17 protein-coding genes and 1 pseudogene are annotated in these 13229 nt (G+C 69.0%); 10 read left to right on the plus strand and 8 right to left on the minus strand.

Annotated features, from left to right (window positions below; translation table 11 throughout):
* Positions 1-30 precede the first annotated feature (30 nt).
* Both ACFQBT_RS03900 and dapD read right to left on the minus strand, forming a co-directional pair.
* Positions 31-951: a hypothetical protein gene (locus tag ACFQBT_RS03900; protein WP_377820533.1), complete on the minus strand. Its 921-nt coding sequence runs from the start codon at positions 949-951 to the stop codon at positions 31-33.
* Positions 932-1864 carry a 2,3,4,5-tetrahydropyridine-2,6-dicarboxylate N-succinyltransferase gene (dapD, locus tag ACFQBT_RS03905; RefSeq protein ID WP_377820535.1) on the minus strand — a complete coding sequence of 311 codons (933 nt, stop codon included), beginning with the start codon at positions 1862-1864 and terminating at the stop codon, positions 932-934. Before dapD ends, ACFQBT_RS03900 begins: the two co-directional genes overlap by 20 nt.
* A 60-nt stretch (positions 1865-1924) precedes the next feature.
* Between dapD and dapE the strand changes: the two genes are divergently transcribed.
* The 6 genes from dapE to ACFQBT_RS03935 are packed head-to-tail and all read left to right on the plus strand — an operon-like array spanning position 1925 to position 5568.
* Entirely contained in the window at positions 1925-2989 is a 1065-nt protein-coding gene (dapE, locus tag ACFQBT_RS03910; protein ID WP_377820536.1) for a succinyl-diaminopimelate desuccinylase, read from the plus strand.
* A 4-nt stretch (positions 2990-2993) separates the two neighbouring features.
* Complete coding sequence (locus ACFQBT_RS03915) at positions 2994-3323, plus strand: DivIVA domain-containing protein (RefSeq protein ID WP_377820538.1); 330 nt, start codon at positions 2994-2996, stop codon at positions 3321-3323.
* Positions 3320-3760, plus strand: a complete 441-nt coding sequence (locus ACFQBT_RS03920) for an SRPBCC family protein (protein WP_377820540.1) — start codon at positions 3320-3322, stop codon at positions 3758-3760. The genes ACFQBT_RS03915 and ACFQBT_RS03920 overlap by 4 nt, the downstream gene beginning before the upstream one ends.
* On the plus strand, positions 3753-4328 hold the full coding sequence (locus ACFQBT_RS03925; RefSeq protein ID WP_377820542.1) for a DNA-3-methyladenine glycosylase I: 576 nt from the start codon (positions 3753-3755) through the stop codon (positions 4326-4328). The genes ACFQBT_RS03920 and ACFQBT_RS03925 overlap by 8 nt, the downstream gene beginning before the upstream one ends.
* The gene (locus ACFQBT_RS03930) at positions 4325-4933 is read left to right on the plus strand and encodes a hypothetical protein (RefSeq protein ID WP_377820544.1); all 609 of its coding nucleotides are present in this window, start codon (positions 4325-4327) and stop codon (positions 4931-4933) included. Before ACFQBT_RS03925 ends, ACFQBT_RS03930 begins: the two co-directional genes overlap by 4 nt.
* Positions 4915-5568: a hypothetical protein gene (locus ACFQBT_RS03935; RefSeq protein WP_377820546.1), complete on the plus strand. Its 654-nt coding sequence runs from the start codon at positions 4915-4917 to the stop codon at positions 5566-5568. The genes ACFQBT_RS03930 and ACFQBT_RS03935 overlap by 19 nt, the downstream gene beginning before the upstream one ends.
* A gap of 5 nt (positions 5569-5573) precedes the next feature.
* Here the strand turns inward: ACFQBT_RS03935 and ACFQBT_RS03940 are convergent, their stop codons facing one another.
* Positions 5574-6869 (minus strand): SPFH domain-containing protein, encoded by a 1296-nt coding sequence (locus ACFQBT_RS03940; protein ID WP_377820547.1) that lies wholly within the window; start codon positions 6867-6869, stop codon positions 5574-5576.
* Between the two features lies 1 nt (position 6870).
* Positions 6871-7338 carry an NfeD family protein gene (locus ACFQBT_RS03945; RefSeq protein ID WP_377820549.1) on the minus strand — a complete coding sequence of 156 codons (468 nt, stop codon included), beginning with the start codon at positions 7336-7338 and terminating at the stop codon, positions 6871-6873.
* Between the two features lie 181 nt (positions 7339-7519).
* Here ACFQBT_RS03945 and ACFQBT_RS03950 point away from each other — a divergent pair, with 181 nt between their 5' ends.
* Complete coding sequence (locus ACFQBT_RS03950) at positions 7520-7687, plus strand: DUF3117 domain-containing protein (protein WP_109683864.1); 168 nt, start codon at positions 7520-7522, stop codon at positions 7685-7687.
* 73 nt (positions 7688-7760) lie between these two features.
* On the opposite strand, the gene ACFQBT_RS03955 is transcribed toward ACFQBT_RS03950, so the two are convergent.
* The gene (locus tag ACFQBT_RS03955) at positions 7761-8396 is read right to left on the minus strand and encodes an O-methyltransferase (RefSeq protein WP_377820551.1); all 636 of its coding nucleotides are present in this window, start codon (positions 8394-8396) and stop codon (positions 7761-7763) included.
* Positions 8397-8475: 79 nt separating this feature from the next.
* On the opposite strand from ACFQBT_RS03955, the gene sigE reads away from it, so the two are divergent.
* The 3 genes from sigE to ACFQBT_RS03970 all read left to right on the plus strand — a co-directional run bounded on the left by sigE (position 8476) and on the right by ACFQBT_RS03970 (position 10140).
* Positions 8476-9117, plus strand: a complete 642-nt coding sequence (sigE, locus tag ACFQBT_RS03960) for an RNA polymerase sigma factor SigE (RefSeq protein WP_377820553.1) — start codon at positions 8476-8478, stop codon at positions 9115-9117.
* Positions 9117-9644, plus strand: coding sequence for an anti-sigma factor family protein (locus ACFQBT_RS03965; RefSeq protein WP_377820555.1), 528 nt, complete (start codon positions 9117-9119; stop codon positions 9642-9644). Before sigE ends, ACFQBT_RS03965 begins: the two co-directional genes overlap by 1 nt.
* Before the next feature lie 94 nt (positions 9645-9738).
* Positions 9739-10140, plus strand: coding sequence for a twin-arginine translocase TatA/TatE family subunit (locus ACFQBT_RS03970; protein WP_377820556.1), 402 nt, complete (start codon positions 9739-9741; stop codon positions 10138-10140).
* A gap of 34 nt (positions 10141-10174) precedes the next feature.
* Here ACFQBT_RS03970 and ACFQBT_RS03975 read toward each other — a convergent pair whose 3' ends face one another.
* From ACFQBT_RS03975 to ACFQBT_RS03985, 3 genes and pseudogenes are all read right to left on the minus strand, one after another.
* A complete protein-coding gene (locus ACFQBT_RS03975; protein WP_377820557.1) occupies positions 10175-11308 on the minus strand; it encodes an Mrp/NBP35 family ATP-binding protein in 1134 nt (377 codons plus the stop codon).
* A 42-nt stretch (positions 11309-11350) separates the two neighbouring features.
* A pseudogene (locus tag ACFQBT_RS03980) lies at positions 11351-11880 on the minus strand (DUF1003 domain-containing protein).
* Entirely contained in the window at positions 11873-13228 is a 1356-nt protein-coding gene (locus ACFQBT_RS03985; RefSeq protein WP_377820559.1) for a magnesium transporter MgtE N-terminal domain-containing protein, read from the minus strand. The pseudogene ACFQBT_RS03980 and the gene ACFQBT_RS03985 overlap by 8 nt, the downstream one beginning before the upstream one ends.
* Position 13229 lies beyond the last annotated feature (1 nt).

A 13229-nucleotide genomic window follows, 5' to 3' on the forward strand; every position in this document is an offset into this window, starting at 1 on the left:
GAAAGCTTCCGGGGCCGTTTCGTTTGCCGCTCAGAAGTCGATGCGGACCACGGTGCTGCCGCGCGTCGGCCGGTCCGCGTCGTGCCACACCAGACCGTCCTCGCCGCGCAACCGGTGCCACTCCCGGTTGCCGACCGTCACAGCGGTGATCCTGTCCGAATCCGCGTGGGTCACGGCCCAGTGGGCGATCGCGCGGGCTGTCTGCTCGGACTTCGCCGGGACCGTCAGTGACGAGCCGGACACCGTGCCGCGCACGCCGCTCTGAGCGGTCAGCTTGTCCGCGGTCGCCGCGGGATCCGCCGTCCCGGTCACCGCGTCCAGCCGGCAACCGACTCCTTCGGCGACCTGGCCGGACAGCACCGTCGCCAACGTCCGGCCCTGATCGACGTGGTCGTCGTATGCGTCCGGGAACCCGCTCTTTTGCACCGCCTGCGCAACGTCCCCAACCGAATCCGTTTGCCAATCGGGCACTTTCAGCATCGCCGAGTAGAACGCGTTCGTCGAATACACAGGGTCGAGAATCTGTGCCGAGGTGCCCCACCCCATCGACGGCCGCTGCTGGAACAGTCCCAGGGAGTCCCGGTCGCCGTACGTCAGATTGCGCAGTTTGGACTCCTGGATGGCCGTCGTCACCGCAATCGTCGCCGCGTGATCGGGCAGACCGCGCTTCAGCGTCCCGACGACGGTGATCGTGGAAGCATTGGCCGCCTGCTCCGGCGTCCATTCGGAGACAAAACCGTCCGCCCGCACCTGGCAGGTCGGACTGCCCCAGTTGTCCCGGGTGTGCTCGTAGAACCGCCAGCCGCCGTACCCCGCGCCTGCGATCAACGCCAACGGCAGCAGACAGCCGAGGGCGCGCCGGACCGGGTGGCGGCGGTGCTCCTCGTCGTAGAAGTCGTGGTCGTCGAAGGCTTCGACGCCACGCGGCTCCTCAGTTGGCGTGGAGGGCATCGTTCAGCGTGATCCCCGTGCCCTTGCGAGCCTTGGCCTTCACCACACCGGTCGTGGAGTCGCGGATGAACAACAGCCCCGGCTGCCCGGACAATTCGACGGCCTTCACGACCCGTCCGTCCGGCAGCGTGACCTTCGTCCCGGCGGTCACGTAGAGCCCGGCCTCCACCACACTGTCGTCACCGAGGCTGATCCCGACACCGGCCTCCGCGCCGATCAGGCAGCGCTCGCCGATCACCACGCGCTGGGTGCCGCCACCAGACAGCGTGCCCATGATCGAGGCGCCGCCGCCGATGTCCGAGCCGTCCCCGACGACGACGCCCTGCGTGATGCGACCCTCCACCATCGAGGTGCCCAACGTGCCGGCGTTGAAGTTGCAGAAGCCCTCATGCATGACTGTCGTGCCCGGCGCCAGGTGCGCGCCGAGGCGTACCCGGTCCGCGTCGGCGATCCGCACACCGGAGGGCACGACGTAGTCCGTCATCCGCGGGAATTTGTCCACGCCGAGCACCGTCACCGGCCCGTCCAGCAGCAACCGCAACCGGACGGACTCGAAATCCTCGACCGCGCACGGTCCGCGGTTGGTCCACACCACGTTGACCAGCACCCCGAACAACCCGTCCAGGTTGATCGAGTTGGGCAGCACCAACCGGTGCGAGAGCAGGTGCAGGCGCAAGTAGGCATCGGGCACGTCTGCGGGCGGCGCATCCAGGTCGATGCTCACCTGCCGGACCACTCGGCGTACGCCGCGGGCCGGGTCCTCGTCGGCCAGCGCCGCCAGGTCCGCGGGGGCTGCGTACGGATCGTCCGCCGGCGCCTGCCCCAGGGCAGGGGTCGGGAACCAGGCATCGAGAGCCTGCCCAGGCTCGGTCAAGGTGATCAGGCCGTATCCCCACGCCGGTCGCTGCGTCATGGCCCCAGGGTAGGCGACCGCCGTCCGCGTCGAGGGAGCGTCCCACGGCAAGATGGGGCTATGGCCCAACTCGATCTGCATCAGGACGTCGTGGCGCTGGCTGCTGCCCTCTGCGACGTGCCGTCCGTCAGCCAGGACGAACGCGAACTCGCCGACGCCATCGAAGCGGCCCTGGCGCCGCTGGATCACCTCCAGGTGGTGCGCGACGGCAACGCCATCGTGGCGCGCACCGATCTGGGCCGCGCCGAGCGCGTGATCCTGGCCGGGCACATCGACACCGTGCCGATCACCGACCCGCCGAACGTCCCCAGCCAGCGGATCGGCGGCCGCTTGCTCGGGCGCGGAAGCACCGACATGAAGGGCGGAGTCGCGGTGCAACTGGCGCTCGCGGCTACGCTCACCGAACCCAGCCGTGACATCACCTACGTCTTCTACGACTGCGAAGAGATCGAGGACCGGTTCAACGGTCTCGGCCGGTTGGCGAAGGTTCAGCCCGGACTGCTCACGGCCGACTTCGCCGTCCTGCTGGAACCCACCGATGGCGGGATCGAGGGCGGCTGCAAGGGCACGCTGCGGGTGGATGTCACGGCCAAAGGCATTTCAGCGCATTCCGCGCGACCGTGGAACGGGCACAACGCGATTCACGAGGCGGGGGCGATCCTCGGGCGGCTGTCGGCCTACGAACCAGCAACCGTCAACGTCGACGGGCTGGACTACCACGAGGCGCTCAACGCGGTCGGTATCGCCGGTGGCATTGCGGGCAACGTGATCCCGGACAAGTGCGTGGTGACGGTCAACTACCGCTTCGCCCCCAACAAAAGCGCCGCCGAGGCGTTCGAGCACGTGCAGCAGGTGTTCAGCGGATATCTGGTCGAGCTCACCGATGCCGCCGACGGTGCCCGGCCGGGGTTGGACAAACCGGCGGCGCAGGCGTTCGTCGAGGCGCTCGGACTGCCCGTGGTCGCCAAGGAGGGCTGGACCGATGTCGCCCGGCTGTCGGCCCTCGGGGTCCCGGCCGTGAACTTCGGTCCCGGCGACCCCAACCTCGCCCACACGGACGACGAGTGGTGTGACGAGACCCAGATCACACAGGCACTTGCGGCGCTGACGCGGTGGTTAGGCTAGCGGCGTGTTCGCGTTCCTCATCGTCCTGCTGGTGTTGGTGATCGGCCTGGTCGCGGCGGGCGTGATCGGGTTGTACGGCGGCCACCTGGATCCGCCGGTTCGCACCAGCCCCTTCGAGCAACTCCCGCCGACGGTGCGGCCCGACGACGTCGACAATCTGCGCTTCGACCAGACGGTGCGCGGCTACCGGATGGGTCAGGTCGATGACACCCTCGACCGGCTGCGCGACGCGTTGGCGGAAAAGGACCGGGAACTGGCCGAGCAGGAGGCCCGGATCGCCGAGTTGAGCGGCCGTCGGTTCGACCGCCTCAGCGACGGACCCGGCCCAGCGTGACCTCGGTGACGGTCCGGGCGCACAGCGCCGCGGACCCCGAGCGGCTGTGGCGGGCCGCCAGCGAGTTCGCCCGTCACTCGGCGTACTTCCCGTTGACCGAGGTCACGGTGACCGGCGGGACGGGGGACCGGGTGGGTGACACCATCCTGGGCATGACCCGGATCGGGCCGATCGGCCTGGCCGACCCGATGACCATCACGGCGTACGACGCGCCGCACCGTTACGCCGTACGCAAGACCGGCTCGGTGCTCACCGGAGTCGTGGAGGTGCAGGTGCGTGCCGACGGTTCCGGCAGCGAGGTCGTCTGGACCGCTGATGTGGTCCCGGCCTGGCGGTGGGCGCGCATCGCCGGCCCGGTCAACACCCTGATCTCCCGGGCGGTCTACCAGCACGCCGTGACCACCATGGCGCGCACTGCGGAGTGGCTCGATGGGTGATGCGGTGCGGGGCGAGGACGGCAGGTGGCGCTGTCCCTGGGCGAGCGGCCCGCAGTACCTGACCTACCACGACGGCGAATGGGGTCGGCCGGTGCGCGAGGAGTCGGCGCTGCTGGAGCGCATCACCCTGGAGGCGTTCCAGTCCGGTCTGTCCTGGCTGACGATCCTGCGCAAACGCCCGGCCTTCCGGGCCGCGTTCGCCGACTTCGATCCGGCGACGGTTGCGGCGTTCACCGACGCCGATCGCGATCGGCTGATGGCGGACGGCGCAATCGTGCGCAACCGCCGCAAGGTCGACGCGGCCATCGCGAACGCCCAGGCCACGGTTGCCTTGCGGCAGGACGGGGGACTGGTCGAGTACTTCTGGTCCTTCCAGCCCGCGCAGGTGAGCCGACCGCGGTCGCTGGCTGAGGTGCCGGCCTCGACGCCGGAGTCGGTGGCGTTGGCAAAAGGGCTGCGCGCGAAGGGTTTCGAGCACATCGGACCGACCACGATGTACGCCGCGATGCAGGCCTGCGGTGTCGTCACCGATCATTTGGTCGACTGCGAGTTCGGCGGCCCGGCATGACCACGGTGACGGCGGACCCCGCCACGGTCCGGGAGACCTGGTGGCACCGGCTGTCGGCCCGGCGTCTGGTCTGGGCGGTGCTGGGGGTCTACCTCCTGGCGCGGGCGTTCAGCGCCGTGCTCCTCGCGTGGGTCGCCAGTCAGCAGGATCTGAGCACGATGCCCGGCGCCGATGGGGGGACCGGCAGCGCGTCGTACTGGGACATCACCCACATCTGGGACGGCGGGTGGTACCGCACCATCGTCGAACACGGCTATCCCTCACAGCTGCCCCGCGACGAGTCCGGCACGGTGCAACAGAACCCCTGGGCGTTCTTCCCGGCCTTCCCGATGCTGGTCCGCGGTCTGATGACTCTCACCGGCGGTAGTTACGCCGTGGTCGCGCCGACGCTGTCCCTGGTCCTGGGGGCGGCGGCCGCGGTGCTGATGATCCCGCTGCTGCGACCCCGCATCGGTGCCACCGCGACGCTGTGCACCATCGCGGTCTACGCGACCTGCCCGATGTCCCCGGTGCTCCAACTGGCCTACACCGAGTCGTTGGCGATGCTGCTGCTGGTCGGCTTCCTGCTGGCCGTCAGCCGCGGGGAGTGGGCGATCGGGGGCTGATCGCATTGGCGTTCGGCTTCGCCCGCCCGATTGCGCCGCCCCTGGGGCTGGTGGCCCTGGTCGCCGTCATCTGGCGGTGGCGGGCCCGTCGGGACCGGCCCGTCGCCGGCACCGAGTGGGGTGCGATGGCGTTCCTGCTGATCAGCTGCGCCGTGTCCGCGGTCCTGTGGCCCGCGATCGCCGGCCTGGTCACCGGCGAAGGGGGCGCCTACGCGCTCACCCAGGGTGCGTGGCGGGCCGGCGGTTCAGTGGAATTGTTCACGCCGTGGTTCAACAACCTGCGGTATTTCTTCGGCGCATGGACCCCGCTGTGGGTGCTCGCCATGATCGCGGTGGTCGTCGTGTCGATTGCCGGTCCGTGGGCCGCGGCGCTCGGCCCGGTGTTGCGGACCTGGATCGCGGCGTACAGCTTCTATCTCCTGGCGGTGGTCGATGCGTGGACCAGCACCTATCGCTACGCGATCTTTCTCTTCCCGATCGCGGCCGTATGGATCGGCGCCGGCTGGAAAGACCGCGACCGCCGCGTGCTGATGCGCACGCGGACGGTCGCGTTGGTGTGCCTCGGTCTGGGCTGGCAGGTGTGGTGGTGCTGGAGCTTCATGCACGTGCCGTCCCTGCCGTGGAATCCGATCTGAGCGATTCAGCCCTGCTGCGGCGGCTGGTAGGGCGGTTGCGCCTCCTGCGGCGCCGGGGGTTGCTGCGGCAGCTGGTACTGCTGCGGAGCCGGTGCTTCGATCTGCGTGGGAGCCGCGGGTGCCGTGCCGGAGACCGGCGCGTCGGGCGCGGAGGTGGACGGCGCAGGAGCGGCCGCGGGCGCGGAATCCGCGCTCGACGTACTCGGGCGCACCGGGTCGGGGTCGATCGAGGTGCGGGCCACGGCCTCGGCGTCGGCAACGGCCTTGGCGACAGCCGGGTCGCGCTGGGTCTTGAACCAGTCCGCGATGTCGTCCTCTTCCACCGGGGGCGGGTTGTCGGTGGACTCGTAGCGGAACGCGCCGTCCGACCCCTGGGTGCCGAAGGACTTGGCGAAGCTCTGCAGCGCCGAACCGAAGTCCGCGGGCAGCACCCACACCTTGTTGGCAGTCCCCTCGGCCATCTTGGGCAGCGTGTTGAGGTACTGGTAGGCCAGCAGCTCAGGGGTGGGCTTGCTGGCCCGGATCGCCGCGAAGGTCTTCTCGATGGACTTCGCCTCACCTTGTGCCCGCAGGTAGGCGGCGGCGCGGTCACCTTCGGCGCGCAGGATCGCGGACTGCCGGTCGGCCTCGGCGCCCAGGATTGCGGCCTGCTTGGCACCTTCGGCAGCCAGGATCCGGCTCTGCTTGTCACCCTCGGCCGACTTGATCGCCGACTCCCGGTGTCCTTCTGCCGCAAGGATGGTCGCGCGCTTCTCACGGTCGGCCTTCATCTGCTTCTCCATCGATTCCTGGATGGAGGGCGGCGGGAAGATGGACTTCAACTCGACGCGGGCGACGCGCAGGCCCCAGCGCCCGGTCGCCTCGTCGAGGACCCCGCGCAACTGGCTGTTGATGCGCTCGCGGGAGGTCAGGGTCTCCTCCAGCGTCATCCCGCCGACGACGTTGCGCAATGTGGTCGTGGTCAACTGCTCGACACCGACGATGTAGTCGTTGATCTCATAGACCGCGGCCCGCGGGTCGGTGACCTGGAAGTAGACGACCGTGTCGATCTGGACGGTCAGGTTGTCCTCGGTGATCACCGGCTGCGGCGGGAAGGACACCACGCGCTCACGCAGATCGACCTTGGCACGGATCCGGTCGATGAAGGGAATCAGGAAGGTCAACTGTCCTGACACGGTCTTGGTGTAGCGACCCAGGCGCTCGATCACAGCGGCCTCGGCCTGTGGCACCAGTGCCACGGATTTCGCGACAACGATGATCGCGAACAACACGATCACGATCGCGACGATCAATGCAGGCATCTCAATCCACTCCTACTTCATTCCCCGATGGACCGGCCGCCAGTTGCGGCCGGCTGACGATGGCGGTGGCACCGTCGATGCGTTCGACGATCACCTGCTCACCGCTGTTGAACGAATCGTCCGGATCGGCCGGTTCGGCGGACCAGACGTCGCCGTCGATGCGGATCTGGCCCCCGGTGTTGCCGAAGGCGCCCAGCGTCGTGGCCGTACGGCCGATCAGGGCGTCGATCCCGGTGGGCACGATCGGGCCGTCGGTCATCTTGCGCTTGAGCACCGGACGGACACCGACCACCAGCAGTACGCTGATCAGCGCGAAGACAAGGGCGGCCAGCCAGATCGGAGCACCGAAGACGGCCGCCACGGCGGCCGCCAGCGCGCCGCCGCCGAGCATGAGCAGGAACAGGTCACCGCTCAAGGTCTCGCCCGCGATCAGCAGCAGACCCACAACCAGCCAGATCACTGCCGCCATGCTGTGAGTCTTTCACGCTCGGGTGCCGACACGGAGCATGCGGGTGGGCGCCACGACAGCGGCCACCGTGAGCGCGGCGGCCGCCATGAGCGGTAGCGCACCAGCAGACGCAGGATTTCGCCGCAGGCCGCAGAGGCTGCGATAATGGCAGGCAGTCCCGCGACACGGAAGGAAAACATCCATGGCGGCCATGAAGCCCCGCACCGGAGACGGACCCCTCGAGGTGACCAAGGAGGGTCGGAGCATCCTGCTGCGCATGCCGTTGGAAGGCGGTGGCCGGCTGGTCGTGGAGATGAACGCCGAGGAAGCTCAGGCGCTCGGCGACGCGATCAAGGGATGCCTCGGCTGAGGTAACCTCACACTTTCTTTGACCTCGAACGCCCCGGTCCGTTACGGACCGGGGCGTCGCCGTATCTACGGGGTCAGGCGCGTTTGACGCAGACCAGCAGACCATCGCCCACCGGCAGCAGAGCGGTCGCGAGGTCGTCCCGCTCGCGCAGCTGTTTGCTCAGGTCACGCAACAGGACCGTCGTGTCGTCCCGGGCGGCCGGGTCGGCGACCTTGTCGTGCCACAGCACGTTGTCGATCGCGACGACGCCACCGGGGCGCACGATCCGAAGGGCATGCTCGACGTACGCCGGGTACTGGCTTTTCGCCCCGTCCACCAGCACCAGGTCGTAGGCGCCATCTGCCAACCGGGGCAGGACCTCCAAGGCGTTGCCGGTGATCGTGCGGGTCCGCGCCGGGGCGATGCCGGCGGCCGTGTAGGCCTGCTTGGCCGCACGCTGGTGCTCGGCCTTGAGGTCGATCGTGGTGAGGATGCCGTCCTCGGGCATCCCGGACAGCAACCACAGGCCGGACACGCCCGCGCCCGTCCCGATCTCGACCACCGTGCGGGCGGCGTTGGCCGCGGCGAGCACCTGCAACGTTGCGCCGGTGCCCGCGCCGATCGGGGTGGCGCCCAGTTGCTCACCGCGCTCGCGGGCAGCCCTGATCACCTCCGACTCGGGCACGAAGTCCTCGGCGTAGCTCTGGCTGGCCGGCTTCAGGGTGTTCATCGCCCCATCCTCACACCTTGGTTCGGCATGAGAAGAACATAGGCGGAACAAAGCCCCGCGGCTTACCGTTGTCACCGTTATGACGGAAGTGTCGCAAATTGACGCCGCCCCTCCTGGATCTCATCCCGAGGGCGGCGAACCGTGGACCCCGCCGACCTGGGAAGAGATCGTCCGGGAGCACTCGGCTCGGGTGTACCGGCTGTCCTACCGACTGACCGGCAACGTCCACGACGCCGAGGACCTGACCCACGACGTCTTCGTCCGCGTCTTCCGTTCTTTGCACTCCTACCAGCCCGGCACCTTCGAGGGCTGGCTGCACCGCATCACGACCAACGTGTTCCTGGATAAGATGCGCCGCAAGCAGCGCATCCGTTTCGACGCCTTGTCCGACGAGGCGGCCGCGCGGCTGCCCGCCAGGTCGGCGGACCCGCAGCAGGTCCTGACCGACGCAGCGTTCGACGACGACATCCAACGGGCCCTCGATGCCCTTCCGCCGGACTTCCGGGCGGCGGTGGTGCTGTGCGATATCGAAGGACTGTCCTATGAGGAGATCGCTGCGACGCTGGATGTGAAGCTGGGCACCGTCCGTTCCCGGATCCACCGTGGCCGGGCCCAACTGCGTGAGGCGCTGGCACACCGTGCCCCCACGCCGCGTCCGGTCGTGGAGGCTCCCGCACGCACCCGGGCCGGTATCGGTGGTGCGCTTCCGGGGACGCGCTGATGGCCCGGCACCCACAGGATCTGGCGGATTACGTCGACGGCTTGCTGACCGCGGACCAGGAGCTTCGGATAGAGCAGCATCTGGTGGCGTGCGACGGCTGTCGCGCGCAGGTGGACGCCGAGCGCGCTCTCATCCAGCGGTTGCGCTCGGTGCGCCTGGACGCCGCCCATCACCAGCAACTGATGAGCAACTTGCTCAGCCTGGCCGACCCCGCCGCCCCGATGACCACCTCGCGCGGTTCGTCCGGGGTCAGTGTGCTGTCGGCCTCGGCCCCGCCGCAGTACACCTCCGCCCGCCGCTCCGTCGGACTGGCGATGGTGGCGGTCGCCGGATGTGTGGGCGCCAGCCTTGTTGCCCTGCACGGCCCGACCTCGGTGCAGCCCGGCGGTGCGTCCGTCCGACTCGAAACCCCGGCCGTCCTGGTGCAGCAGGCGAACCTGCCCGGCGCCGACGCGGAAGCCACCCGCACGTTGACTCCGGCGCCGCTGAAGGCGACGGCCGTGCTCAACGTCGACTTCCCGCGCTGACTCCGCGGCAGGTCACGGACGCCGGCACGGCGCAATGGGCCCGTGAGGTAATCTCGGACCGCCGTACGCCGCCCAACGGGAAGGGGGATCTGCCGTGAGTTTCTTGGGAATCGGAAGCTGGGATTTCCTCGTCCTGATCGTGCTCGCCGCGGTGCTCATCGGCCCGGACCGGATGCCGGAATACCTGGCCAAGTTCCGCCAGTTCGTCCGATCTGCTCGTGACATGGCCGAGGGAGCCAAGACCCAGCTCAAGGAGCAGATGGGTCCGGAGTTCCAGGATGTCGACTGGCGACAATACGACCCACGGCAGTACGACCCGCGCCGGATCGTGCGCGACGCGCTCGGCGAAGACGTGTCCGACACCCTGGGGATCCCGCAGACCCAGGCCGCGGTCGACGCGAACGCCCACACTGCTGCCGTCGTGGCCCCAGTGGCCGTGCAAGCGATGCGTTACGACCCGGACCGGGCGACGCCGTTCGACCTCGACGCGACCTGAGGGCCGCGACCGACACCTGGATCGACGTACGTCGTCAGCGGCCTGCCGGGGTGAGGCCCAGTGACCGGCCGGCCAGGCCACGCGCCTTCTGGCCCAGTTGCTTGGCGACACCACGCAATACGACGGCAGCGGCGCTGTCGGGGTCGGCCAGAACGACCGGTGTGCCGGCGTCACCGCCTTCGCGCAACCGGGTGTCCAGCGGGATCTGACCCAGCAGCGGCACGCTCGCCCCGATGCTACGGGTCAACGAGTCGGCCACGGCCTGGCCGCCACCGGAGCCGAAGATCTCCTGGCGGCTGCCGTCGGGCAGTTCCAACCAGGACATGTTCTCGATGACCCCGGCGACCCGTTGCTTGGTCTGCAGGGCAATGGATCCGGCCCGCTCCGCCACCTCGGCCGCCGCCTGCTGCGGGGTCGTGACGACCAGGATCTCGGCGGTCGGGATCAACTGGGATACCGAGATCGCGATGTCACCGGTGCCGGGCGGCAGGTCCAGCAGGAGCACGTCCAGGTCACCCCAGAAGACGTCGCCGAGGAACTGCTGTAGCGCGCGGTGCAGCATCGGGCCGCGCCACACGACCGGCTGGTTGCCGGGCACGAACATCCCGATCGAGATGACCTTCACGTCATGGGCGACCGGCGGCAGGATCATGTCGTCCAGCTGGGTCGGCTTGTGCTCGACACCGAGCATGCGCGGGACCGAGAAACCGTAGACGTCGGCGTCGACCACCCCGACACGCAGACCCTGCTGCGCGAACGCCGCGGCCAGGTTGACCGTCACCGACGACTTACCGACGCCGCCCTTACCGGAGGCGACCGCGTAGACGCGGGTCAGCGAGTTGGGCTTGGCAAAGGGGATCTCCTTCTGCGGCGCCCCGCCGCGCAGGCTGTCGCGCAGCGAGCCGCGTTGTTCGTCGGTCATCACACCGAGGGTGACCTTGACGTCGGTGACGCCGTCCAGCCGGGAGACCGCCGCGGTGGTGTCCCGGGTCAGGGTGTCCTTGAGGGGACAACCGGCGACCGTGAGCAGGATCGTGACCGCCACGACGCCGTCCTCGCCGATAGCGACATCCGCCACCATGCCCAGATCGGTGATCGGGCGTTTGATTTCCGGGTCGTTGACGGTGGCAAGAGCCGCGTGGACCTGGTCAGCGGTAGGAATCGGCATACCCACCAGTTTAGGTCCCGTTGCCGGTGGCCCTGACCGCGGTCAGGTGGCCCGGTCCTCCTCCGGGGCCATGATGCCGCGCTCCTCGAGTTCCTCCAGGAGCGCGCGCAGTTCGGAGCGCACGAAGTCACGGGTCGCGGTCTCGCGCACGGCCAGTCGCAGCGAGGCGACCTCACGGGTGAGGAATTCGGTGTCCGCGAGGTTGCGCTCATCGCGCTGTCGGTCCTGGGTGAGGGCCACACGGTCCCGGTCGTCCTGCCGGTTCTGCGCGAGCAGGATGAGGGCGCGGCGTACGACGCCTGGAGACTGAGGATGAGGGTCAACAGCGTGTAGTTGGTCGCGCGCGGGTCGAACTGCGCGGACTCCGGTGCGAAGGTGTTCCAGGCGAGCCAGACCATGACGAAGACCGTCATCCAGATGAGGAAGGTCGCGGTTCCCATGAACCGGGCGAAGGCCTCGCTCCAGATTCCGAATCGCTCGGAATCCAGCTGGACCGTGGGCAGGAAGCGGGCCGCCTGCTCGCGTGGCTGGTCCAGGGCGTCGCGCCGCTGCCGGCGGCTGCGTTCAGCCATGGGTCTTCCTCCGTGCCGCCTTGTTGTCCCGATCCGCATCTGACTCGCTGCGTCCGGTGGTCATCGTCGGATGTAGGTCGTGACGTTCTTCGCGCCAGTCCTCGGGCAGGATGTGGTCCAGCACGTCATCGACGGTGATCACCCCGATCAGCCGACCGGTCTCATCGACCACGGGCAGGCTGACCAGGTTGTAGGTGGCCAGGGTGCGTGTCACGTGCCCGAGCGGTGCGGTCGCCAGCAGGGGTTCGATGGTTTTGTCGATGATGGTCCCGACCGAGCTCGAGGGAGTCTCGCGCAGCAGAGCCTGGGTGTGGACCATGCCGAGGAACCGGCCCGTCGGGGTCTCCAGCGGGGGACGACACACGTAGACCGCGGAAGCCAGGGCGGGTGCGATCTGCTCGCGACGCACGAGGGCCAGCCCCTCGGCGACGCTGGCCTCCGGACCCAGGACGATGGCCTCGGTGGTCATCAGACCTCCGGCGGTGTTCTCGTCGTACGACATGAGCCGGCGCACCGGCTCGGCCTCGTCCGGTTCCATCCGGGCCAGCAACTGTTCGGCCTGGTCGGGTGGCAGGTCGGCCAGCAGGTCGGCGGCGTCGTCGGGTTCCATCGCCTCCAGCACGTCCGCCGCCCGCCCGATCTCCAGCCCGGCGAGGATCTCCACCTGATCGTCCTCGGGCAGTTCTTCCAGGATGTCGGCCAGTTTGCTGTCGTCGAGCGCCGCGGCAACCTCGGCGCGTCGCTTGGGGTTGAGGTCGTGGATGACCTCGGCGAGGTCCGCGACCCGCAGGTCCTCGTAGCTGGCCAGCAGGCTCTCGGCGCTTTGTGCGGGTGCCTGTTGATGCAGGCCGACGACCCGGTCGATGTCGACCAGGAAGGTGGTGCCGGTGCGACGGCGGGTGAGACGGGACATGGCCTTCGAGGCACCGGACACCTCTTCGGCGCGGCGCACGAATGCCTTGGTGACGATCCAGTCGCGCCGGGCGTTCTGTTCGATCCCCAGGTCCTCGACCACACCGCTGAAGGTCTGCCCGTCCTCGCGCACCTGCACACTGCGGTCCAGCAGCTCGGCCATCGCCAGGTATTCGCCGGTGCGTTGTTCGAAGCGTCGCATGTTGACCAGGCCGGTCGTGAAGACCGCGCCGGGGTCGATGCCGGTCACGCGAGTCATCGGCACGAAGACCCGACGGCGCCCGGGCACCTCGATGACCAGACCGATCGCACGGGCCTGGCCGGTGGTCGCGAAGGTGATGATGACGTCCCTGACCCGGCCCACCTGATCGCCCAGCGGGTCGAGGACCACCAAGCCCGCGATCCGCGCGACGAAAACCCGGGTCTGGCTGCTCACC

Source organism: Branchiibius cervicis (assembly GCF_042661605.1).
Taxonomy (GTDB): domain Bacteria; phylum Actinomycetota; class Actinomycetes; order Actinomycetales; family Dermatophilaceae; genus Branchiibius; species Branchiibius cervicis.